Source organism: Mesorhizobium sp. M1342 (assembly GCF_040317955.1).
Classification (GTDB): domain Bacteria; phylum Pseudomonadota; class Alphaproteobacteria; order Rhizobiales; family Rhizobiaceae; genus Mesorhizobium.
Genome location: NZ_JAMYLI010000018.1, coordinates 134,430 through 156,245, shown reverse-complemented (window position 1 = coordinate 156,245; position 21,816 = coordinate 134,430). Strand labels below are relative to the sequence as shown.

27 protein-coding genes are annotated in these 21,816 nt (G+C 63.1%); 10 read left to right on the top strand and 17 right to left on the bottom strand.

Annotated elements, in window-relative coordinates; genetic code table 11:
* Positions 1 to 297 precede the first annotated feature (297 nt).
* From acuI to NKH06_RS19975, 4 genes are read right to left on the bottom strand one after another with little or no spacing between them, the layout of a single operon-like run.
* Complete coding sequence (gene acuI / locus NKH06_RS19990; protein WP_352674949.1) at positions 298 to 1,287, bottom strand: acrylyl-CoA reductase (NADPH); 990 nt, start codon at positions 1,285 to 1,287, stop codon at positions 298 to 300.
* A 57-nt stretch (positions 1,288 to 1,344) separates the two neighbouring features.
* Positions 1,345 to 1,887 (bottom strand): signal peptidase II, encoded by a 543-nt coding sequence (lspA, locus tag NKH06_RS19985; protein ID WP_023812529.1) that lies wholly within the window; start codon positions 1,885 to 1,887, stop codon positions 1,345 to 1,347.
* A gap of 13 nt (positions 1,888 to 1,900) precedes the next feature.
* A complete protein-coding gene (locus NKH06_RS19980) occupies positions 1,901 to 2,758 on the bottom strand; it encodes a TrmH family RNA methyltransferase (RefSeq protein ID WP_013529576.1) in 858 nt (285 codons plus the stop codon).
* On the bottom strand, positions 2,755 to 3,849 hold the full coding sequence (locus NKH06_RS19975) for an RsmD family RNA methyltransferase (protein ID WP_352774386.1): 1,095 nt from the start codon (positions 3,847 to 3,849) through the stop codon (positions 2,755 to 2,757). The genes NKH06_RS19980 and NKH06_RS19975 overlap by 4 nt, the downstream gene beginning before the upstream one ends.
* Positions 3,850 to 3,984: 135 nt before the next feature.
* Between NKH06_RS19975 and NKH06_RS19970 the strand changes: the two genes are divergently transcribed.
* The 3 genes from NKH06_RS19970 (at position 3,985) to NKH06_RS19960 (ending at position 5,584) form a co-directional block, all read left to right on the top strand.
* On the top strand, positions 3,985 to 4,677 hold the full coding sequence (locus tag NKH06_RS19970) for a helix-turn-helix transcriptional regulator (protein WP_352440856.1): 693 nt from the start codon (positions 3,985 to 3,987) through the stop codon (positions 4,675 to 4,677).
* Positions 4,678 to 4,748: 71 nt separating this feature from the next.
* The gene (locus NKH06_RS19965; RefSeq protein ID WP_352674940.1) at positions 4,749 to 5,144 is read left to right on the top strand and encodes a VOC family protein; all 396 of its coding nucleotides are present in this window, start codon (positions 4,749 to 4,751) and stop codon (positions 5,142 to 5,144) included.
* Positions 5,141 to 5,584, top strand: coding sequence for an EVE domain-containing protein (locus tag NKH06_RS19960; RefSeq protein WP_352440858.1), 444 nt, complete (start codon positions 5,141 to 5,143; stop codon positions 5,582 to 5,584). Before NKH06_RS19965 ends, NKH06_RS19960 begins: the two co-directional genes overlap by 4 nt.
* Here the strand turns inward: NKH06_RS19960 and lhpI are convergent.
* The 4 genes from lhpI to sppA all read right to left on the bottom strand — a co-directional run bounded on the left by lhpI (position 5,574) and on the right by sppA (position 8,326).
* Positions 5,574 to 6,539: a bifunctional Delta(1)-pyrroline-2-carboxylate/Delta(1)-piperideine-2-carboxylate reductase gene (gene lhpI / locus NKH06_RS19955; protein ID WP_352440859.1), complete on the bottom strand. Its 966-nt coding sequence runs from the start codon at positions 6,537 to 6,539 to the stop codon at positions 5,574 to 5,576. The two genes, NKH06_RS19960 and lhpI, sit on opposite strands and share 11 nt — an antisense overlap.
* 37 nt (positions 6,540 to 6,576) lie before the next feature.
* Complete coding sequence (locus NKH06_RS19950) at positions 6,577 to 6,945, bottom strand: DUF1049 domain-containing protein (protein ID WP_352440860.1); 369 nt, start codon at positions 6,943 to 6,945, stop codon at positions 6,577 to 6,579.
* Between the two features lie 57 nt (positions 6,946 to 7,002).
* On the bottom strand, positions 7,003 to 7,287 hold the full coding sequence (locus NKH06_RS19945; protein WP_006200394.1) for an integration host factor subunit beta: 285 nt from the start codon (positions 7,285 to 7,287) through the stop codon (positions 7,003 to 7,005).
* Between the two features lie 82 nt (positions 7,288 to 7,369).
* Positions 7,370 to 8,326 (bottom strand): signal peptide peptidase SppA, encoded by a 957-nt coding sequence (gene sppA, locus NKH06_RS19940; RefSeq protein WP_352440861.1) that lies wholly within the window; start codon positions 8,324 to 8,326, stop codon positions 7,370 to 7,372.
* Between the two features lie 698 nt (positions 8,327 to 9,024).
* Here sppA and lptC point away from each other — a divergent pair.
* From lptC to ptsN, 6 genes are all read left to right on the top strand, one after another.
* Entirely contained in the window at positions 9,025 to 9,738 is a 714-nt protein-coding gene (gene lptC, locus NKH06_RS19935; RefSeq protein WP_352440862.1) for an LPS export ABC transporter periplasmic protein LptC, read from the top strand.
* The gene (locus tag NKH06_RS19930; RefSeq protein WP_023812537.1) at positions 9,725 to 10,306 is read left to right on the top strand and encodes an LptA/OstA family protein; all 582 of its coding nucleotides are present in this window, start codon (positions 9,725 to 9,727) and stop codon (positions 10,304 to 10,306) included. Before lptC ends, NKH06_RS19930 begins: the two co-directional genes overlap by 14 nt.
* A complete protein-coding gene (gene lptB, locus NKH06_RS19925; protein WP_013529586.1) occupies positions 10,306 to 11,124 on the top strand; it encodes an LPS export ABC transporter ATP-binding protein in 819 nt (272 codons plus the stop codon). Before NKH06_RS19930 ends, lptB begins: the two co-directional genes overlap by 1 nt.
* A gap of 199 nt (positions 11,125 to 11,323) precedes the next feature.
* Entirely contained in the window at positions 11,324 to 12,850 is a 1,527-nt protein-coding gene (rpoN, locus tag NKH06_RS19920) for an RNA polymerase factor sigma-54 (RefSeq protein WP_352893734.1), read from the top strand.
* A 264-nt stretch (positions 12,851 to 13,114) separates the two neighbouring features.
* The gene (hpf, locus tag NKH06_RS19915; RefSeq protein ID WP_013529588.1) at positions 13,115 to 13,699 is read left to right on the top strand and encodes a ribosome hibernation-promoting factor, HPF/YfiA family; all 585 of its coding nucleotides are present in this window, start codon (positions 13,115 to 13,117) and stop codon (positions 13,697 to 13,699) included.
* A gap of 105 nt (positions 13,700 to 13,804) precedes the next feature.
* A complete protein-coding gene (ptsN, locus tag NKH06_RS19910; RefSeq protein WP_111548784.1) occupies positions 13,805 to 14,269 on the top strand; it encodes a PTS IIA-like nitrogen regulatory protein PtsN in 465 nt (154 codons plus the stop codon).
* A gap of 68 nt (positions 14,270 to 14,337) precedes the next feature.
* On the opposite strand, the gene NKH06_RS19905 is transcribed toward ptsN, so the two are convergent.
* Positions 14,338 to 14,592, bottom strand: coding sequence for a BQ00720 family protein (locus tag NKH06_RS19905; protein WP_023760740.1), 255 nt, complete (start codon positions 14,590 to 14,592; stop codon positions 14,338 to 14,340).
* 121 nt (positions 14,593 to 14,713) lie between these two features.
* Complete coding sequence (locus tag NKH06_RS19900; protein ID WP_023760739.1) at positions 14,714 to 15,139, bottom strand: Hsp20 family protein; 426 nt, start codon at positions 15,137 to 15,139, stop codon at positions 14,714 to 14,716.
* Positions 15,140 to 15,455: 316 nt separating this feature from the next.
* Here NKH06_RS19900 and NKH06_RS19895 point away from each other — a divergent pair, with 316 nt between their 5' ends.
* The gene (locus NKH06_RS19895; RefSeq protein WP_352554957.1) at positions 15,456 to 16,397 is read left to right on the top strand and encodes a nucleoside hydrolase; all 942 of its coding nucleotides are present in this window, start codon (positions 15,456 to 15,458) and stop codon (positions 16,395 to 16,397) included.
* A gap of 158 nt (positions 16,398 to 16,555) precedes the next feature.
* On the opposite strand, the gene NKH06_RS19890 is transcribed toward NKH06_RS19895, so the two are convergent.
* From NKH06_RS19890 to NKH06_RS19860, 7 genes are all read right to left on the bottom strand, one after another.
* Positions 16,556 to 17,170 (bottom strand): LysE family translocator, encoded by a 615-nt coding sequence (locus NKH06_RS19890; protein ID WP_292633974.1) that lies wholly within the window; start codon positions 17,168 to 17,170, stop codon positions 16,556 to 16,558.
* A gap of 112 nt (positions 17,171 to 17,282) precedes the next feature.
* Positions 17,283 to 18,734: an amidase gene (locus tag NKH06_RS19885; protein WP_352893733.1), complete on the bottom strand. Its 1,452-nt coding sequence runs from the start codon at positions 18,732 to 18,734 to the stop codon at positions 17,283 to 17,285.
* A gap of 1 nt (position 18,735) precedes the next feature.
* On the bottom strand, positions 18,736 to 19,641 hold the full coding sequence (locus tag NKH06_RS19880) for a ribokinase (protein WP_352893731.1): 906 nt from the start codon (positions 19,639 to 19,641) through the stop codon (positions 18,736 to 18,738).
* A gap of 151 nt (positions 19,642 to 19,792) precedes the next feature.
* On the bottom strand, positions 19,793 to 20,275 hold the full coding sequence (locus NKH06_RS19875; RefSeq protein WP_164892880.1) for a hypothetical protein: 483 nt from the start codon (positions 20,273 to 20,275) through the stop codon (positions 19,793 to 19,795).
* Positions 20,250 to 20,762 carry a hypothetical protein gene (locus tag NKH06_RS19870; RefSeq protein ID WP_352440869.1) on the bottom strand — a complete coding sequence of 171 codons (513 nt, stop codon included), beginning with the start codon at positions 20,760 to 20,762 and terminating at the stop codon, positions 20,250 to 20,252. The genes NKH06_RS19875 and NKH06_RS19870 overlap by 26 nt, the downstream gene beginning before the upstream one ends.
* Positions 20,729 to 21,121: a hypothetical protein gene (locus NKH06_RS19865; protein ID WP_352440934.1), complete on the bottom strand. Its 393-nt coding sequence runs from the start codon at positions 21,119 to 21,121 to the stop codon at positions 20,729 to 20,731. The genes NKH06_RS19870 and NKH06_RS19865 overlap by 34 nt, the downstream gene beginning before the upstream one ends.
* A gap of 20 nt (positions 21,122 to 21,141) precedes the next feature.
* Positions 21,142 to 21,612, bottom strand: coding sequence for a hypothetical protein (locus NKH06_RS19860; protein WP_128303203.1), 471 nt, complete (start codon positions 21,610 to 21,612; stop codon positions 21,142 to 21,144).
* Positions 21,613 to 21,816: the final 204 nt, after the last annotated feature.

Genomic DNA, 21,816 nt, shown 5'->3' with positions numbered 1-21,816 from the left:
CGGGGGGGGGCGCGCGGGGGCCGACCGCCCCCGCCGAGCGCGCGCGCCGGCCCGGCCCCCCCCCCCCCCCCCCCCCCCCCCCCCCCCCCCCCCCCCGGCGGGAGCACCGCATCGACGTCGTCGCCAGTGTCCGCCTGTTGGCTGCCGGATTCCGCGATCATGCGAAATCCTTGCCAGACAGAGATTATGGAAAATTGCGGCGGATCGTTCGAATTTTAGCGGATGAGCGCTTTTTGCCGAGGCGCGGCGGGTTTGCCGCAGATCTGGCGATTCCATCCTTCCGGCAGTTGGGCGGAGTCACATACCCACGACGACGCGGCCGCGGATCTTGCCGTCGACGATGTCGCGCGCGGCATCGACGATGCCGTCGAACCCGATGGTGCTGGACAGGCTGGCGAGCTTCTGAAGATCGAGGTCGGTGCCGATGCGGCGCCATGCCTCGAGGCGGACTGCTTTCGGCGCCATCACTGAATCGATGCCGAGCAATGAGACGCCGCGCAGGATGAAGGGCGCGACGCTGGTCGGCAGGTCCATGCCGCCGGCCAGGCCGCAGGCGGCGACCGCGCCGCCATAGGAGGTCATCGAGAGCACATTGGCCAGCGTGTGGCTGCCAACTGCGTCGATGCCGCCGGCCCAGCGCTCCTTGGCCAGCGGCTTGGCCGGCTGGGCAAGCTCGTCGCGCGATATCACTTCGGCGGCGCCAAGGTCGATCAGATAGGGGCTTTCGGCATTGCGGCCGGTGGAAGCAATGACATGGTAGCCGAGGCTGGACAGGATCGAGACCGCGACCGAGCCGACACCGCCGGCCGCCCCCGTCACCACCACCGGGCCGCGATCGGGCAGGATGCCGTGCCGCTCCAGGGCCATGACGCAGAGCATGGCGGTATAGCCTGCGGTGCCGACGGCCATCGCGTCATGCGGGCTGATGCCTTGCGGCAGCGGCACCAGCCAGTCGCCTTTGACACGGGCGCGGCCAGCATAGGCGCCGAAATGGGTTTCGCCGACGCCCCAGCCGTTCAGGATGGCTTTGTCACCGGCGCGCCAGTCGGGATGGGAAGACGAGATGACGGTGCCGGCGAAATCGATGCCCGGCACCAGCGGCCAGCGGCGGATCACCGGCGCCTTGCCTGTGATCGCCAGGCCATCCTTGTAGTTCACCGTCGTTGCCTCGACCGCGATGGTGACATCGCCTTCCATCAGGTCGGCGTCGGTGAGATCGGTCACGGTTACCGACTGCTTTTTCTCGGCGTCACGCGAAACGAGGATGGCTTTGAAGGTTTCGGACATGTCTTTCTCCGCGATCGTGTTTGGCGACATGAACTGTGCGGCGATGGCGGCACGGGGTCAATCCTTCGAAGACTTGGCCTTCGAAGACTTGGCCTTGGAAGGCATGGCTTTGGAAGGCTTGGCGTTGGACGGCCCGGGCTCGCGCCGCCAGCCGAACAGCTCGTCGAAGACGACCAGTGCCGCGCCCACCGAGATGAAGGCGTCGGCAAGGTTGAAGACGGCGAACGACCAGACCGTCGTGTGGAACAGGATGTAGTCGATGACGTGGCCGTAGACGGCGCGGTCGATCAGGTTGCCGAGCGCGCCGCCGACGATCAGCGCAAAGCCGGTGCGGGCAAGGATCTGGGACGGCGCGATCCGCGTCGCCAGGAACAGCACGAAGGCAACGACGGCGAGCGAAATGACGATCAGCCCGGTGTCGCCGAAGGATGAGAACATCGAGAAGGCGATGCCGGTATTGTAGGTGCGAAACAGCGCCAGGAAGGGCAACAGATCAACCTTTTCCTGAAAAGGCAGACCGGCCTCGACCAGGTACTTTATCCACTGGTCGAGCGCGATGGCCGCGACGACGAGCAGTGCGTAGGGAGACCATGATCTCACGGGCAGGCAACCTTCATTGCTGGTCCAGGATTGGCTCGAGCTTCAGCGCGCCGCGCCGGATCTCGAACAGCATGATGCCGGTGGCGACGGCCAGATTGAGCGAATCGGCACGGCCCGCTTGCGGAATCCTGAGCAGCCTGTCGCAGCTCGCAGCCAGGCTTTCGGGCAGCCCCTGCTGCTCGTTGCCCATCATCAGCAGCACGGGCCCGCGGGAAAAATCGACCGAGCGGTAGTCGACGGCGCCTTTCAGGTGGGTTCCGGCGACGAGGCCTGAGAAGCCGCCCCGCCAGGCAAGGAAAGCCTCGGTTGTCGCCTTGGCTACCGGCACGGCAAAGATCGAACCCATGGTGGCGCGCACCGTCTCCACGGAGAATGGATCAGTGGTATCGCCGACCAGAATGACGCCTTTGGCGCCGACGGCATCGACGGTGCGGATGACGGTGCCGAGATTGCCGGGATCGCGTACCCGATCGAGTGCCACCCAGACGTCGCCATTGTCGGCGCGCACATCCTTCAAGGCGAGGAATTTCTGCGAAAAGACGCCCACCACCATTTGCGGATTGTCGCGGCGGGTGATGGCGACCAGCACCTTTTCCGACACTTCTAGCACCATGCCGCCTGCGGCAACGGTGCGTGCGGCCACCTTCTCCACCGCCGCATTGCCGCGCCCGGCTTTGGCGAAAACCAATGTCCTGATCTGCCAGCCGAGATCGAGCGCATCGATGACCAGCTTCAGCCCCTCGGCCATGAAGGCGTTCTGCTGGTCGCGGAACTTCTTCTGAGCGAGCGCCTTGATGTCCTTGACCAGCGGATTGGCGAGGCTGGTGACCTCCTTCACCTGGCCAGGTGCGCCTGCATGCCGCTCGTTCATTCAGCCACCCAACGCGAAAACAATGAGGTCGAGAGCGCCCGGCCGGCGGACTTTTCACGGATGATCAGCTCACCCGATTCAATCTTGCCGCCCATGCCGGCAAACGTATCGCGCATCAAGGCGTGGATGGCGAAGAAGGAGGCGCGGATGGAATAGGCGGTCAGCACCACGGCAAGCGGCTTCGGCGTCAGGATCGCCCGGCAAAGTTCGGTCAAATCAGGCAGGTCCTCGAACAATTGCCAGACCTCGCCCTTGGGGCCACGGCCATAGGCCGGCGGGTCGAACAGGATGATGTCGTAGCGGCTGCCGCGACGCTCCTCGCGCTCGGCGAATTTGACCGCGTCGTCGACGATCCAGCGGATCGGCTTGCTGCCGAGGCCGGCCATCTCCTGGTTTTCACGGGCCCAGCCAATTGCCTTCTTCGAGGCATCGACATGGGTGACCTCGGCGCCGGCGCGAGCCGCCACCAATGAGGCGAGACCGGTATAGCCGAACAGGTTCAGCACCTTGACCGGCCGCTTCGCCGCCGCGATCAGCCCGGCCATGTGATCCCAATGGGAGGCCTGCTCGGGAAAGACGCCGACATGACGAAACGAGGTGAAACGGCCGAGATAGTCGATGCCGTCATGCTTCATCGGCCAGGTCTCGCCGAGTGGCAGCTTGGGAAAACGCCAGCGGCCGATACCCTCCTCGTCGGTGTCGCCGGTGAAGACGGCGTCGGCGCGCTCCCATTCCTTTGCCGGCAAGGCCTTTTGCCAGATCGCCTGGCCCTCGGGCCGTACGATACGGTAGGGGCCATATTGTTCGAGCTTTTGGCCGGTGCCGCTGTCGAGGAGCGCATAATCGGCATTGGGCGCCACTTCCAGGATCACGGGAAGATGTTCGGCGGGCAGAGCGCCTTCGCGGCGGGCCAGGATGCGCGGCGCCGAGTTCGGTTCGGAACGACTTTCCGTCTTCGCCTCATGGCGCTCGCGCGGTGGCGCTTCCGGTCTGGCGGGAGCCTGGCCGGGACGCGGACGTGACACGTCCGCCGCACCCTTCGCGGATGGATGTGGACGGTTGTCGCGGCGTTTGTCGCGAAAAGACTTCAAGCGGGGGCAACTCCGAACGGGGTGGCCGCTTTTGACATAGGGCAACCGGCTTCGCAACCAAGTCCGACAGGTCGGCCTCTCCGGTTCAGGTTGGCCGCGATGGACCAATGTCAAAGAAACAGGCAAATCTACCGGATGTCCCGCTCCGAACGCCTGCTCGACCTGATCCAGTGCCTGCGCCGGCATCGCCGGCCGGTGAGCGGGCAAGCGCTGGCCGATGAACTCGGGATTTCGATCCGCACGCTCTACCGCGATATCGCCACGCTGCAGGGCCAGGGCGCGCCGATCGAGGGCGAGGCGGGTGTCGGTTATGTGCTCAAGCCCGGCTTCATGCTGCCGCCGCTGATGTTCAGCGACGAGGAGATCGAAGCCATCGTGCTCGGCTCGCGCTGGGTCGCCAAGCAGCCGGACCAGCGTCTTTCGGCCGCCGCTGCCAACGCGTTGGCCAAGATCGCGGCTGTCCTGCCGGACGATCTGCGCGAGGATCTCGACGCGAGCACACTGCTGGTCGGCCCTCCCGCCATGGCCATCGAGACCATCGACCTTGGCCTCGTACGGCAGGCCATCCGCAACGAGCGCAAGCTCGGCTTTCTTTACCGCGACGCGGGCGGCGCTGCGTCCGAGCGTGTCGTCTGGCCATTTGCGCTGGGCTTCTTCGACAAGGTGCGGGTGGTGGTGGCGTGGTGCGAGATGCGGCACGATTTCCGGCATTTTCGCACCGATCGCATCACCGAACTCCATGCAACAGACACGCGCTATCCGCGTCGTCGCCAGGCGCTGCTCAAGGAATGGCGGGCAACGCTCGACACGCCGCGTGGTTCGAGATGACTGCTGCCATAATCTGACAGTAGACCATCTTATGGTCGCCAAGTCGAAGCACCGAACCTTGGAGAGCAGTTATGGCCACCCCGAATTTCGTCATCCTCTATGTCGACCAGCCGCAGCAGAGCGGCGCCTTCTACAGCGGGCTGCTCGGCCGTGAGCCGGTCGAAAGTTCGCCGACCTTCGTGCTGTTCGTGCTCGATGCCGGCTTCAAGTTCGGCCTGTGGTCGCGCCACACGGCGGAGCCGGCAGCCGCCACGTCAGGCGGTGGCGCCGAAATCGTGTTTGCGCTGGATACGCCCGATGCGGTCGATGCCGCCCATGCCGACTGGTCCGGGCGCGGGCTGACAATCCTGCAGACGCCGACCGACATGGATTTCGGCCGTACTTTTGTCGCGCTCGATCCCGACAATCATCGCCTGCGCGTCTACTGGCTGTCCGATGGCGAACAGGCCAATGGTAACCATAAATGAGCGCGTATTGGATCGCCGTGGCGTCGGCCGAACATGTCCGGCGGGGCCGCGCAGCCGGCTTCATGCAGGTCAACCACGGCAAGGCGGCACCGCTGCGTCGCGTCAAGCCAGGCGATGGCATCGTCTACTATTCGCCGAACACTGTTTTGGGCGAGAAAGATGGCCTGCAGGCCTTCACGGCGATCGGCACGGTGCGGGAAGGCGAGCCCTATCAGGGCGATATGGGCGCTGGCTTCACGCCGTTCCGTCGCGATGTGGCGTGGGCCAAGGCCGAGGAAGCGCGGATCAAGCCGCTGCTAAACAAGCTCGAATTCACCGTCGGCAAGTCGAACTGGGGTTATCAGCTTCGCTTTGGCCTTTTCGAAATCGGGGATCAAGATTTTCGTGTTATAGCCGAGGCGATGGGCGCCGAGATGGGCGCAACGGCAACTAGGCCGTGAGCGCCTTGTAGACGGCAATGCCGGCGGCAAGATCCTCGAGCGCCGCGCCGACCGACTTGAACAGCGTGATCTCACCGGCGCTCTCGCGACCCTTCTTCTGCCCGCGCGCCAATTCGTGCAGATCGGCGACAATGGTTTCCGGCTTCAGCACGCCGGAGGCCAGCGGCTGGACGATGTCGCCGGCTTCCTTGGTGGCGCCGGCGCGGGTGTCGACATAGACGCGGGCAAGCCTGATCGCGTCGTCATCGCTCTCGCGCATCGTCGGCGTAAAGCCTCCGACCAGGTCGACATGGGTTCCCGGCTGCAACAGCGCACCCTTGATCAACGGCGTGGTGGTGATCGTCGCCGAGGAGACGATGTCGGCCTGCCCAAGCTCGGCATCGAGATCGCTCGCCGCGCTGGCTGCAAAACCCTCGGCGCGCAGGTCGGCGGCGACTTTCTCGGCATTGGCCGGAGTGCGGTTCCAGATGCGGATGGTCTTGATCGGCCGTACGGCCGAGTGCGCCTTGGCGAGGAAGGGCGACAGCGCGCCGGCGCCGACCACCAGCAGCCGCGAGGCATCGTCGCGGGCGAGATAGGAGGCCGCGAGCGCCGAAGCGCAGGCGGTGCGCCACTGTGTCAGCCGCTGGCCGTCGATCAAGGCCTCGGGTTCGCCGGTGGCGCCATTGAGCAGGAGATAGAGCCCCATCACCGCCGGCTTGCCGATGGCATTGTTGTCGGGGGACACGGTGACGATCTTGACGCCGACGTGACTGCCGGCCGATGTGCCCGCCGCGTTGAGATCGGTCCAGGCCGGCATCAAAAGCAGTGTGGAGGCGGCACCATCTGGCCGCTCGATCGTATGATGGTGCCTGACCGGCTGCACCGCACCGTCGCGAAACGCCGTGCGCAGCGTCTCGACCAATCCGGGAAAGGTCAGCGCATGGTCGACCTCTGCGGCCGAAATGGTCAGCATGAAAAACTCCGTAGGGACAAAGCCGCCTGCGGGCGGTTCAAGCGGTCGGCTTCGGCAATGCCGATCCTTGGGCGGACCCTTGGGCCGATCCCTGGGCCGGGCTTTGCGGTACCGCCGGCGCACGGCTGACCGCCTGGCGCAGGTTCTCGGCCTCGACGCCGCGCTGGCGCGCCAGCTTGCGATAGCGGCCCTGCTTGACCCAGGTTGCCAGGCTGCCGACGATCATGCCGATGGCGAGTGCCAGGAACAGGAAGATGAACAGCGGCAAAGTCAGGGTCAGCTTCGGATTGCCGGGGTTGAACGGATCCAGCGTGAAGGCGACCAGTTCGCGGTTGGCAACGGCGAGTGCGATCAGGATGATCGCCAGGGGCACGAAGATCGCGATGAGCATGAAGCGATTGAACATGATGTTTTCCGTCGGAAGCTGGCCTGTCCGAAAGGCCGTCAGGCGCTGACGTCGCGCCTACTTGCCGCCGTTCAGCCTTTCACGCAGTTCCTTACCAGTCTTGAAGAACGGCACCCATTTCTCCTCGACCTCGACGGATTCGCCGGTGCGCGGATTGCGGCCGGTGCGGGCGGGACGATTTTTCACCGAAAAAGCGCCGAAGCCACGCAACTCGACCCGGTTGCCTTCGGCAAGGGCATCGGTGATTTCATCGAAGATGGCGCCGACGATGTTTTCGACGTCGCGCAGGAAAAGATGCGGATTGCGCGTGGCAATAATCTGCACAAGTTCGGACTTGATCATGAGACGGGTCCCCGTGAAAGCAGTGCGGTCAAAATTATGAGGATGATTTTATTTGCTTTTTTCACTTGCCCCAAACGGCGTATCAAGGGTGCCAGACGGAAACGAGACCGTCAAGAAACAAGCGGTCGGCTCCGAGTTCATGGATGACGTCGCCGCTGTAGGCGGGCAGGCCGAGCGCACTGCTGATGGTTTGCGCCATCGCTTTCGAGAACAGGAAGCCGCCGCGCCGTTCGGTATCCTTCCATTCGACGACCTTGAGCTTGGCATCGACGCCCTTGGTGGCCAGCCAGTCGACCGCTACGGCCTCGCCGCCGACAGCGTCGATCAGCCCGTTGGCAACGCCTTGGCGCCCGGTGAATATCGAGCCGTCGGCAAGCATCAGCGCTTGTTCGCGGGTCATCTTGCGGCGTTCGGCGACGATGTCGACGAACCAGTTGTAACTGTCGAGGATGAGTTTGCGAACCATGGCGCGCTCGTCGTCATTGGTAGGCTTGAAGGGAGAGGGCGCGGCTTTCAGCGGCGAGGATTTCACCTCCTCCAGCTTGACGCCGAGCTTGTCCATCAGGCCGCTGACGTCGGGATACTGGATCAGCACGCCGATCGAGCCGACGATCGAGGTCTTGCGGGCAACGATGTGATCGGCGGCACTGGCGATCATATAGCCCGCCGATGCGGCGAGCGTGCCGACTTCCGCCACCACCGGCTTGTCGGCGGCCAGCTTGCGCACTTCTTCATAGATCGATTCACCGCCAACGGTGGTGCCGCCAGGCGAATCGATCGACAGGATCACCCCTTTCACCTTCGATGAAAGACGGATGGTTTCCAGGCGCTTGATCAGTTCCTCGTCCTCGGTGATCGTGCCTTCGATCTTGACCTTGGCAATATGGTCGACCGTCGAGCCGCCGAAATCGTCGCCATAGAACCAGGTTGAAAGCGCAATCACGCCAAGGGCCACGATGCCTATGGCGACAACGCGCCAGAATGTCAGCTTGCGCCGCAAACGGCGGCGGTCGATCAGGTCGTCGGCTCTCAGTGCCATGGTCAGCCTTTCAGTCGGCGGAAGGGGACGCTTTTAGACCATGATCCTCTCATCGGGAAGCAGTTCTCTTTCCGGCATTGTCTCAGTCTGAAGTTTGCGCAAACGGCTAATCCTTTGGCCGAGTTGCGCAAACGCCCTATATACAGGCAAAAGGCATAGGAGATTTCATGATCGCCAAACACACAACCGCCGAAGATATGGCTCGAACTGTAGGCGTCGACCCGAACACATTCCGCCAAGCGTTGCGTAATGTGTAGCACCCTCGGAAACGCAACACTGATTGGGAAGTGAAAATTGGCAGCCCATCGTATTCGGGAATGCGCACCGTTCTTGTTGGTCTCATACAGCGGAAGGCGGCCTGACGCCGACCGGATCTAAAGCCAAAAGCGTCCCGCCGACGTGATCGGCAACGCCGCATACACGATCGACCAGGCTGGCTAGGCGGGGCATCCGACATCTCCCCTCACGTTTTTGGGCAATCACCGCGAGGTCGGGCGGCGAGACAGGCGCTGATAAATTTTACGCCGCGTGTCTGTTTCTGCTATGGAGAACACGCAGTTGTGCGGACTTCGTTTTCGTCTGTACAAAGGCGGTTGTCACACTTTTGCAGTTTTCGTGGGCTTGTGCTTGCTTGAAAGCGCCGGCGTCCCACCTATAGGCGGTGCTCAAGGGCGGGCAGGGTTAGAAGAAAGCAGTGAATGTTAGCGCGACCTATTGAACCAACCAACGCCGAGGCGGTGTTGGCTCCCCCGGCGGGCGGTCGGACGCGCGGCGATGCTTTCGACCGTGCACAGCGTCATTCGCGCCGCGTGCGCGTTCTCAAATTTGCCGTGCCAGTGGCCGCGGCACTGATAGCGGTCGCTTTCCCGGTCTATTCCTATCTCGCCGCACCCGTCGCCGTGAAGGTTCAGGCGGAAGGCACTGCCTTTTCCAACGGCAAGCTGGTGATGGCCAATCCCAAGCTCAACGGTTTCACCAAGCAGAAGCAGCCTTATTCGATGACGGCGCTGCGTGCCATTCAGGATGTCAGCACGCAAGGTATCATCGAGTTGGAAGGCATCGACGCCAAGGTGCCGATCGCGCCCGACAATGTGGCGGCGGTCAAGGCCTCGCACGGCACCTACGATCGCGACGGCAATACGATGAACCTGACCAGCGACGTGACGATCACCACGACCGACGGCATGCAGGCCAAGTTCAAATCGGTCTTCCTCGACATGGGCAAAGGCACTATGAAGACGGGAGATCCCGTCGATGTCAGCCGTGGCGGGTCGCGGATCACGGCGGATACGATGTCGGTCCAGGACAATGGCAAGGTTCTGGTTTTCGAGAACAAAGTGCGCGTCAACATCGATTCCGCCGCCTTGAAGGCGGCACAGGGAAACAGCGGAGAAACCAATGCGGCTCAGTAGTTCGACGCGGCTCGCGGCTGCAACTTCAGCGTTGCTGCTGCTCGGACTCGTGCCGTCATGGGCGCAGACGACCAGTCAATCAGGCCTCAAACTGTCCGGCGACAAGCCGATCCAGATCGAGAGCGACAAGCTGGAAGTCCGCCAGGCCGACAGTGTCGCCATCTTCACGGGCAATGTCAGCGTCGTCCAGGGGCCGACATTGATGAAGGCCGGCAAGATGACGGTCTACTACGTCAAGGACCCCAACGCCGCTGCCAAGGGCACGGAGGCCGCGGGTGCGGCGATGACGGGCTCGGCCAACATCGATCACCTGGAGATCTCCGACAAGGTTTATATCAAGTCGGATGCGCAGGTCGCGACCGGCGATCAAGGCAGCTTCGATATGAAGAGCCAGGTGCTGGTGCTTTCGGGCAAAAAGGTCGTTCTGTCGCAAAACGACAATGTTCTGGTGGGCTGCAAGCTTACCGTGCAGATGAAAAGCGGGCTGGCTCAGGTGGATCCATGCGCTGGGCAACGCGTCCAGATGTCGATCACGCCGCCGCCGAAATCGGGAGCGACGAACCCCTGATGGCCAGCCTGTCGTCGCTGACGGCGCGTCTTCCGGGACGGGCCGCCGGCAAGCTTTCGGCGCCCGCCACGGTGACCGTCGATGCGGGAAAGTTCAAGGGAACCCTGATCGCCAAGGGGCTGACCAAGAGCTACAAGGGCCGCAAGGTCGTCAGCGGCGTCACCATCGGCGTGCGCGCCGGCGAGGCCGTTGGACTGCTCGGCCCCAACGGCGCCGGCAAGACGACCTGTTTCTACATGGTTACCGGCCTCGTGCCGGTGGATGAAGGCACGATCGAGATCGACGGCTTCGACGTCACGTCGATGCCGATGTACCGTCGCGCACGCCTCGGCATCGGCTATCTGCCGCAGGAAGCGTCGATCTTCCGCGGCCTCAATGTCGAGCAGAATATCCGCGCGGTGCTGGAAGTGGTCGAAAAGGACCGCAAAGTGCGCGAGCGCAATCTCGACGAACTGCTCGAGGAATTCCACATCAGCCATCTGCGCAAGGCGCCATCCATGTCGCTTTCGGGCGGCGAGCGGCGACGCCTGGAAATCGCGCGGGCGCTGGCGACACGTCCGGCCTACATGCTGCTCGACGAGCCTTTCGCCGGCATCGATCCGATCGCCGTCGCCGATATCCAGCAACTGGTGCGCCACCTGACGGCGCGCGGGATCGGCGTCCTCATCACCGATCACAATGTGCGCGAAACGCTCGGCCTCATCGACCGCGCCTACATCATCCATGCCGGCCAGGTGCTGACCCATGGAAGGGCCGACGAAGTGGTGGCAAACCCGGATGTGCGGCGACTCTACCTCGGCGAGGGTTTTACGCTCTGAGCGTGAAATTTGTTTCCTGACACGATTTTTGCGGTTCGCGCGGCGCTTTTTTCTCGATTTTGCTCCGGGATAACGCTCCGGTAAGCGCGTTTTGCTACCAATTGCCTTGACAAGCAAAAGCCGGGCCAGTTTTTATGGCCGGCTGCAAAATTCTTGCCCGGAAGTCGGGATGCGTAGACGAGGCGTTTGAAACCGAACCATGGCGTTGGCGGCCAAACTACAGCTACGACAATCGCAGTCGCTGGTGATGACGCCGCAGCTGATGCAGTCGATTCGGCTGCTGCAGTTCACCCATGTCGAGCTTGAGCATTTCATCGACGAGGAAATCGAGCGCAACCCGCTGCTGGAACGCGCCGAGCCGCAGGACGATGCCGCCAGCGACCAGGCGCAGAAGATCGAGGCGGAGCCGCAAGCCGCCGCCGAAGGCGACTGGTTCGAAAACGAGACGCAGTGGAGCGCCGAGGCGATCTCGGACAAGCTCGACACGTCGCTGGAAAACCTGTTTCCCGACGACCCGGGCACCAGCGAGCGGCTCGGTCCCGACCTGACGGCACAATGGAAGTCGGCTTCGGGCAATGGCGCGGGTTCCTCATCCGAGTGGTTTGATGCGGGCGATATGGCGGCCGCGACGATCACGCTGCGCGACCATGTCGGTGAACAGGTGGCGCTAGCCTTCGCCGATCCGGCTGCACGGCTGATCGCCGCCGAACTCGCCGACGGCCTTGACGAGACCGGCTATCTGCGTGCCGACCTGGCCGAGATCGCCGCTCGTCTCGGTGCGGATGCCGCTGCCGTGGCGAAGGTGCTGGCGGTGTGTCAGACCTTCGAGCCGGCCGGCCTGTTTGCCCGCGACCTAGCCGAATGCCTGTCGCTGCAACTTGCGGTGCGCAACCGGCTCGATCCGGCGATGAAGGCGCTGGTCGCCAATCTCGAACTCCTGGCACGGCGTGATTTTCACGCATTGAAACGGATCTGCGGTGTCGACGAGGAGGATCTGCTCGACATGCTGGCGGAGATCCGGGCGCTCGATCCCCGGCCGGGCATGGCGTTTTCGGGCGGCGCCAGCGACGCGATCGTCGCCGATGTCGAGGTGCGCGCGGCCAATGACGGCAGCTGGACGGTCGAACTCAATGCCGAAACGCTGCCGCGGGTTTTGGTCGACCATATCTATTTCGCCCAGGTCTCACCGCAGGCCAAGAACCAGGCGGAAAAGGATTTTCTGGCCGAATGCCTGCAGAATGCAAACTGGCTGACGCGCAGCCTCGACCAGCGGGCAAAGACCATCCTCAAGGTCGCCTCGGAAATCGTTCGCCAGCAGGATGCCTTCCTCGTCCATGGCGTGCGGCAGCTGAAGCCGCTCAATCTGCGCACGGTGGCCGACGCCATCGGCATGCACGAATCGACGGTCAGCCGGGTCACAGCCAACAAATACATGCTGACGCCGCGCGGCGTGTTCGAGCTCCGGTATTTCTTCACCGCCTCGATCGCCGCGTCGGGCGGCGGCGATGCGCATTCCTCGGAAGCCGTGCGTGACCGCATCAAGCAGTTGATCGACGAGGAAAAACCCGTCGACGTGCTTTCCGACGACGCAATCGTCGACATGTTGCGTGAAAGTGGCGTCGACATTGCAAGGCGTACGGTCGCCAAGTACCGGGAAGGCATGAATATCCCCTCTTCGGTGCAGCGCCGACGCGAGAAACGGGCGATGGCCAGCGCCGGGCGCTGAGCGGGTCGATTTTCCACAGGCCGGCGCTTCATTGACAAGCCGCGGTGAAGTGGCTAGAAGCCCGCCCGCATGAGACGGGCTAGATGCCCGCATGCGGATGGTCCGTCACGACGTTGGCCTCGGGACGGTCAAAGGGCGGCTTGTGATCAACCGGAAAGTTTGGATTTAAAATCGGCGCAAGTGACGCCGCAAAGCTTGTGCGCACGGATCACGAGTATAAACTCGGGCCAGTTTGAAGCCTGAGCAAGGAAGGTCAGTTTTCAGATGAATCTGCGCATATCGGGAAAACACATGGACATCGGCGATGCGTTTCGGACACGCATCAATGATCGCGTCGGCGAAGCGATCGGCAAATATTTCGATCGCGGCTTTGCCGGACATGTCACGGTCATCAAATCGGGCTCGCGCTATTCGGCGGACTGCATGATCCGGCTGGATTCCGGCGCTTCGCTGCAGGCCACCGGCGATGCCCAGGATCCGACGCTTGCCTTCGAGGCGGCGGCGGACCGTCTGGAAACCCGCCTGAGGCGCTACAAGCGCAGGCTGAAATCGCACAATTCGGGCGCCGCCAACGGCCAGCCGACCGACATAGCCTACACGGTGATGGCGCCGCTTGCCGATGACGACGAGGACATTCCGGAGAATTTCGCGCCCGCCATCGTCGCCGAATCAACCATGACGCTGAAGACCATGTCGGTGGCGTCGGCGGTCATCGAGCTCGACACCAAGGACAGCCCGGTCTTTGTCTTCCGCAATGCGGGAACCGACCATCTCAACATCGTCTATCGCCGACCCGATGGAAATATCGGCTGGATCGACCCGTCGACGACCAAGGTCGCGCAAGCGTGACGACAATGGTCGCACGGACGTGACGACCACGGTCGCACTGGGATAAGAGCCGGCCGCACGAGGGGTGGGGACTGGTGACGGCAGGCGAACAAGGGATTTTCAAGCATGGATCTGAGCGATCTTATCAACGTTCCGGCGATACTGCCGGCGTTGAAGGCGAACTCCAAGAAGCAGCTGCTGCAATTGCTGTCCGAACGGGCAGCGGCGATTTCCGGCATTCCGGAGCGGGAGGTGTTCGACACCATCTTGCAGCGTGAGCGGCTGGGTTCGACCGGCGTCGGCAACGGCATCGCCATTCCGCACGGCAAGCTGGCCGGCGTGAAGCGCATCGCAGGTGTTTTCGCCCGGCTGGAGACGCCTGTCGATTTCGAATCGCTGGATGATCAGCCCGTCGATCTGGTGTTTCTGCTATTGGCGCCGGAAGGGGCGGGCGCCGACCACCTCAAGGCACTGTCGCGCATCGCGCGGGTCCTGCGCGATGCCGACACGGTGGCCAAGATCAGGGGTACGCGCGACGCCACGGCTATCCACGCGCTTTTATCGGACACCCAGGCTTCGCACGCGGCCTGAATTTCGAGAATGATATCGCCACAGGGCCGCCATGGGCGGCCCTTTTCCGTTTCAGCGGGAAATCGCTCTCAGTGAATGGCGACCGTGGTCAGATCGTTTTCCATGGCACCGGCCAGAGCGCGGTCACGCGCATCGGAAAGCAGGATCGGCTGGCCATTGGCGGCAAACAGCGCCCACAGTTCCATGCCGGGGGCGATTTCGCCGAGATTGGGGAAACGGCCGAGCAATTCGTCGCTCGAGACCTTTCTGAGATAAGCGACCGAGCCTTCGCCGAGATGAGCGAATTCGCCATTGGTCATGGTGATGTTTTCAGTTCTGGTCATTTCAAAGCCTCCTTGGCGCGAGGACGCCGCTCAAGGCCATCCCGCATGAGAGCCATTCAATTTGCTGCATCGTGCTTTCGAAAAATCGGTGCCGATTTTCCGGCCGATGCAGTGGTAAAGATCAGTCTTTCACCGATATGTTTATTTTCCGTACCAGCCGTTCGGACTCCGGCCGATCGAGGTCGATCGACAAAAGACCGTTCTTCAACTCCGCCGCGATCACCCGCATGCCGTCGGCCAGCACGAAACAGCGCTGGAACTGGCGCGCGGCGATGCCGCGATGAAGAAATTCGCGCTCGGTGTCGTCGGTCTGACGGCCGCGCACGACCAGCTGGTTTTCCTCCGTGGTGACATCGAGATCGCTTTCGGCGAAACCGGCGACCGCCAATGTGATGCGCAACCTTTCGGTCTTGCCGTCGGCGCCGCTGAGGCGTTCGATGTTGTAGGGAGGGTAGCTGTCGCCGGATTTCGCCAAGCGTTCCAGGGTCTTTTCCATGGCGTCGAAACCAAGGAGAAGCGGGCTGGAAAAGGGCGTCATTCGGCTCATGTTACATTGTCCTCTCAAGAGCGACATAAAGTGGAAAAACCCAGATGGCATTTTTCCCGATGGCCTTGATATGGTCCGCCCCGCGACCAAGTTCAAGCCGTCAACAGACCCGCCCAAAAAGACCAGGCCGTGGACTCACAGGAATGATCGGCATGGCGCTTGAAACGGCGAGCAGATGCAAGGAGAAGCGCGCAGGTCGGGGATCGTCTTCCCCGGTCGAGCGGTTCGGCATGGCAGCTCGCGGCCGCTTCGGCGTCATTTGGATGTTTCGATCGGATCGGTTCAAGCCCACGACCTCGCCAAACAAGGAATTGAAATGCCCCAGTCACGCAAGATCATCATCGACACGGATCCCGGTCAGGATGATGCCGTCGCCATATTGCTGGCGCTCGGCAGCTCCGAACTGGAGATCGTCGGCATATCAGCCGTTGCCGGAAACGTGCCGCTGAAGCTTACCGAAAAGAATGCCCGCAAGATCTGCGAGTTGGCTGGCCGTCCGGACATCAAGGTCTATGCCGGCGCCATCCGGCCCCTGATGCGCGAATTGGTCACCGCCGAGGAAGTGCATGGCAAGACCGGTCTCAACGGACCGCAACTGCCCGAACCGACGATGAAGCTGCAGGACCAGTACGCGGTCGATTTCATCGTCCAGACGCTGATGAGCGAAGAAAGCGGCACGATCACGCTTTGCGCGCTCGGCCCGCTCACCAACATTGCGCTGGCGCTGATCCGCGAGCCGCGCATCGCACCACGCATCAAGGAAATCGTGCTGATGGGCGGCGGCTTCTTCGAAGGCGGCAACGTCACCCCGACCGCCGAATTTAACATCTATGTCGATCCGCAGGCCGCCGATGTCGTGCTCAAATCCGGCATCCCGATCGTGATGATGCCGCTCGATGTCACCCATAAGGCGCTGACCACTGCCAAGCGCACGCAAACCTTCCGCGCGCTCGGCACCAAGGTCGGCACCGCCACCGCCGAGATGCTGGAGTTCTTCGAGCGCTTCGACGAGGAGAAATACGGCACCGACGGCGGCCCGCTGCACGACCCTTGCGTCATCGCCTATCTGTTGAAGCCGGACCTGTTCAAGGGCCGCAACTGCAACGTCAGCGTGGAAACCGCCTCGGAACTGACCATGGGGATGACCGTGATCGACTGGTGGGGCGTCACCAAGCGGCCGAAGAACGCCATGGTGATGCGCGACATCGACCATGATGGGTTTTTCGCGTTGCTGGTGGAGAGGCTGGGGCGGCTTTAAAAGCTTCCCTTCTCCCCCTTTAAGGGGAGAAGGTCCCGGCAGGGGGATGAGGGGCGGCACAAACGTTAATATTTTGTCTGCAGACCCGGCGTTGCCCCTCACCCGATCGCTTCGCGACCACGCTCTCCCCGTAAACGGGGCGAGGGAAGAGGCGCACCTTACTTCGCCTTTGAAAACGCCAACCACAGGCCGCCGCCGACCATGAAGCTGCCGCTGATCCTCGACAAAAGTTTTATGCGGCCGGCCGACAACAGGCGCCCGGCGCGGCCGGCGGCCAGCGCATAGGTCGAATCCGAGAAGGCGGCGAAGATCATGGCGGTCAGGCCCATGATGGCGATCTGCAGCGAGTAGTTGCCTTGCGGCGAAATGAACTGCGGAAAGAAGGCGCCAAAGAAGATCAACGTCTTGGGGTTGCTGAGCGCCACCAGCAGGCCCTGCAGGAAGAAGCCGCCGCGCGGTTTCCTGGCCGTTCCATCGGCGTTCAGCGTGCCTTTGGAACGGAACATCTGCACACCCATCCAGATCAGATAGGCCGCGCCGATCAGCCTAACCCACTCGAACCAGTGGCCCATGCCTGCGATCAGCGTGTTGAGGCCGATGCCGACGATGGCGATCATCACGGCAAGCCCGGCCTGCGTGCCGGCGACATTGGCGAGGCCGGCGCGCGAGCCATGGCGAATGCTGTTGGCGATGATCAGCGTGACCGTCGGACCGGGCACCAGGATGATGACGATGCAAGCGAGGACATAGGCAGCGTAGAGTTCCAGCGACATGGTTTTTCCCCAGGAATGCCGCCGATGCGGCGCAACCGATGATAATCATGCATAGCAGCGCAGCCGGTGCAAGCCGTTACGCGGCGCCCTGCGACACGCCAGTCCGCCCGATTCAGGCGCCGGCCGGCCAGGGCAGCGTTGCCTCATAGGCGGCCGCCGCCTTCAGCACGGCGAGGTCGCCGCGTGGCCGCCCGATCAGTTGCATGCCCATCGGCCTACCCTTGTCGTCGAAGCCGACCGGCACGTTGACTGCCGGGCAGCCGCCCAAGGTCGCGAAGGCGGAAACCTGCATCCAGCGGTGATAGCTGTCCATTGCGCGTCCGGCGACCTCACGGGGCCAATGTGTGCCCATGTCGAAGGGGAAGACCTGCGCCGTCGGCAGCGCAATCAGGTCATAGCGGTCGAAGATCGACAGCAGCATGCGATGCCACGATGTACGGGTCACGGAGGCGGCGCGGATCTGCGGCGCCGTCAGCCGCATTGCGTTCTCCACTTCCCAGATGGCTTCCGGCTTGAGCAGACCGCGCTTCGCGGGATCGTCATAGTGGGTTTTGAGCGCACAGCCGCTGCTGGCCTGGCGCAGCGTCACGAAGGCCTGCCACAGCGCTTCGAAATCGAAATCCGGCAGCAGGGGTTCGGTCGTGAAGGACGCTTCCGCAAAGCGGCCAAGTGCCGCCTCGCACAGGCCGAGAATGCCTGTTTCAACCGGCAGATGACCGCGGAGGTCACCGAGCCAGGCGATGCGGCCAGCAGTTGCCGGTATTCCAAGCCCTTCGAGGAACGAGCCGGGTTTCTCGTAGGACAATGGCGCGTGCGGGTGGTAACCGGCCTGCACATCGAGCAGCAGTGCCATGTCACGGACGTTGCGGCCCATCGGTCCGTCGACGCCCATCTGCGCATGGAAGACTTCAAAATCGGGTCCGCCGGGAACAAGTCCTTGCGACGGGCGGAAGCCAAAAACATTGTTCCAGGCGGCCGGGTTGCGCAGCGAGCCGCCGAAGTCGCTGCCATCGGCGACGGGCACCATGTCGAGCGCCAGGGCAACGGCCGCGCCACCGCTCGAGCCGCCGGCGGTCAGGGCCGGACCGAAGGCGTTCAGCGTCGGCCCGAACACGGCGTTGTAGGTGTTGGAACCAAGCCCGAATTCGGGGACGTTGGTCTTGCCGATGATGATGGCGCCGGCATTGCGGATGCGCTCGACGAAGAAGTCGTCTTCCTGCGGCACGAAATCGGCGAAGATCGGCGAGCCGAAGGAGGTCCTGAGGCCCGTGGTCGAGGCGAGATCCTTGATGGCGATGGGCAGGCCGAAGAGCGGCCCCGCCGCTTCGGCTCGCGACAGGCTGGCATCGGCCGCATCGGCTTCGCGCAGGATATCGGCGCGATCGCGCAAGGAGACGATGGCGTTGACCAGCGGATTGACCGCCTCGATGCGATCGAGGAATGCCACCACCACCTCGCGCACGGAAAGCTCTCTCTCCCGGATCGCGCCGGCGAGTTCGATCGCGGACAGGCGGCAGATGTCGCTTGCCGGCGGCACGGCATGTTTCGTTTGAGGACGCAGCATTTTAACGGGTTTCCTGCAGCGCCTGATCGACGTCTTTGGCGAGCGGGATCGCCGGTTGGGCGCCAGGCTTCAGGCAGGCCAGCGAGCCGGCCGCGCCGGCGCGCGCCAGCGCCTGTTCGAGCGTGAGGCCCGACGACAGGCTGGCGGCGAAATAGCCGCAGAACGTATCGCCGGCCCCGACCGTGTCGACAGGGGTGATCTTGCGTGCCGGAACGGTGAGGAAATCACTCGGTGTCGCCGCCATCACGCCGTCGCCGCCGAGCGTGACGACGACGGTGCGGCCGGTCTTTCCGGCAAAGTCGCGCATGCGGGCCGCCCGGTCGCGGCCTTGCAGCGACAGCGCTTCGCCATAGAGGTCGAACTCGGTTTCGTTGGCGACGACATAGTCGGCCTTGCCGAGAAAGCCGGCTGCTTGCCCCTGGAAAGGCGCCGTGTTGAGCACGGTGATGGCGCCGGCCGCCCTTGCCTGGTCGAGGGCGGCGTCGACGGTGGCCAGCGGAATCTCATTTTGCAGCAGCACGACGTCGCCTTTTTTCAGAAAGGCCTTGGAGAGATCGCCGGGCACTACGGAAGCGTTGGCGCCCGGCACCACGGCGATGATGTTCTCGCCGTCGTCGGCGACCATGATCAGTGCCGTGCCGGTCGAGGCGTGAGTCTCGGCAACGCCGGACAGGTCGACCTTGCCGTCGCGCAGCAATGCCAGTGCCTCGGCGGCGAAGCTGTCCCTGCCGACGGCGCCGACCATGCGCACCGAGGCGCCGGCGCGTGCGGCGGCCAGCGCCTGGTTGGCGCCCTTGCCCCCGGGCGCGGTGGTGAAGGCCGAGCCGCCTACCGTCTCGCCGGGGCTCGGCAAGCGGTCGACCTTGGCGATAAGGTCGAGATTGATCGAGCCGATGACGATAATCAAGCAAGGCCTCCTGGCAACGCAATTCAAATGTCGGAGCATCCTTGTGCGTCCAAGCGAACGCAGGTCGTTCCGATTGCGCGGAAGCTAACCTGTAAGGCCGCGGCTTGCCAGACCACGCGCATGGTCCAGCCCGATTTGGGGTGTCGTGGCTTTATTCGCAGCGCACGGTGACCGTGCCCTGATAGTTGCCGGCGGGAAAGATACCGCTCGACCTGGTGGCGGTGAGGTCGACCTGCATCGTGTGGGTGCCGTTGGCAACCCTCTGCGGCACACTTCCGTTGACATCGGCCCCCGAGCCATCGAGGCGGAAGACCGAAGCGAAGGTCACGTTGGTGCCGCCGCCGCTCGGCGCGGACGAGAATGCGGCAGGCGCCGGCGCCGAAACCGAATAGCAGTCAAGCAAGTTAAGTATCGAGCACAACAGGGAGCTTGCCACCACGGTGGCGCTGGCGCTCGATCCGCCTGCCTGTTTGGAGCCCAGTATGCTGATGGCGGGATTGGCCTTCATCGTTCCGGACGCCCCGACCATGATGGTGCAGGTGCCGATGATCGCCGCCTGCACCGGAAGGCAGGAACCGGCAAGTGCTGCCATCGCAAGCAGCGCGCGACTACTGCTTCTTCTTTTTCTTGCCATCACCACTTCCGGTCCTGATGCTCCAGCCTTCGTTGGCCCACCCCGGTGATGCGGCCGTGGGGGCGCTGGCGGCCACGCTCGCCGTCTGGCCGTCGGCGCCGAGGCCCATTTTGAGGAGCTTCAGCTCCAGCTGCAGGCGCTCGACCTCAAGTTCATAGAGACGGCTGCAATCGACGCGCTTCGGCGTACGCCCGATCGGGATCACCACGCGGCCGTAAGTGGCGACATCATTGTTGGACTGGCTGTTGCCTCTGATGACGCCGAGATCGACATAGGCGCCGGAGCCTGAGACGGCGGACCGGCAAGTGGTGCCGTCCGCGGCATGGACCTCGTCCTGGCCCTGAGGCAAGGTGACGCCGGGCAGGTTGAAGCCGCTCTCGTTCTGATTGAGGTTGTAGACATCCTCGGCCAGTACCGGCGAGATAGCCGCCGACGCAGCCGCGAGCGCGAATGTCAGGATTTGCGGCGCCCAAAAAACTTTCCGCATATCTGTGCCCTTATCTGCGTCTGTTGATTGGGAAAGGGGATGCTTTCGGTACAGATACGCACTTTACGCTCGGTGGCGCCGTCAAAAGGCACAACCACGAGGACAGACCGGGAGGCCTGGGAAGCCAGCTGGAAGACATTTGGAGAGATTCTGGCATCTACCGGCTGAAAATCCTGATCGTAGACGTGGATTTCGACCCGGATCTTCCGGTCGTAGGGATTGGCGGGGAACACGCGAACCGCGAAGACGTCGGTGAAGCTGTTGATCTCGCCACGCATCGGCGACATCGACTGGGCCTTGGCGGCAATGGGCGCCAATCCGACGGCCAGTGCCGTCGCCAGGATTCGAGCATGTTTCACGACCCCCTCCTTCGCTCGCGTCATTCACAGCGCAGCGTTACCGTTGCCTGATAATTGCCGTTGGCGAAGCGATTGCTGCCGCCCTTGGTGCCGGCGAGGTGGACCGAAACGAGGTCGGCGCCGGGGGTGGTGATGCTGCTTGCCGAGCCGGTCTCACCGATGGCATGCGCGCCGGCGGCTGAGTAGGTGGGCGTCCAGGTCGTCGACGTGCTGTCTGCCGATGGCACCGTCATGGTGGTGACCGGGTCGACACTCAGCGACACACCTCCGGTCGTCGTCAGCGTCACGGTTCCAGCCGAGCCGCCGCTGTTGTGGGAACCGAGGGACTGGAGATCGGGACTGGCCGTCATCGTACCGTTGGTGGCAACGACAAGCGTGCACGTGGGCGCGATCGTGCCATTGAAGATGACATTTTGCGTCGCGGCCAACGCGGCCTCGTCGATGCTGGCAACCAGCAGAGCTGCGCCGCAGGCGACGCGAAACAATGTCATCGGGACCTCCTATCAAGCCGGATCGTCCGGATTAATATGAGGGCATCATCACTTTATCGTGGTTAATTTAGAGTTACCTAAAATAAAGGTTCAAAATAACTATTACAGGAACCGGAGGTTGCCCTCGGTTGCAAAGGCGAAAACCACAGTGGAAATCGCGCTTATACTTAATAACGCCGACATACCCATGGTTTTCTTCGTAAT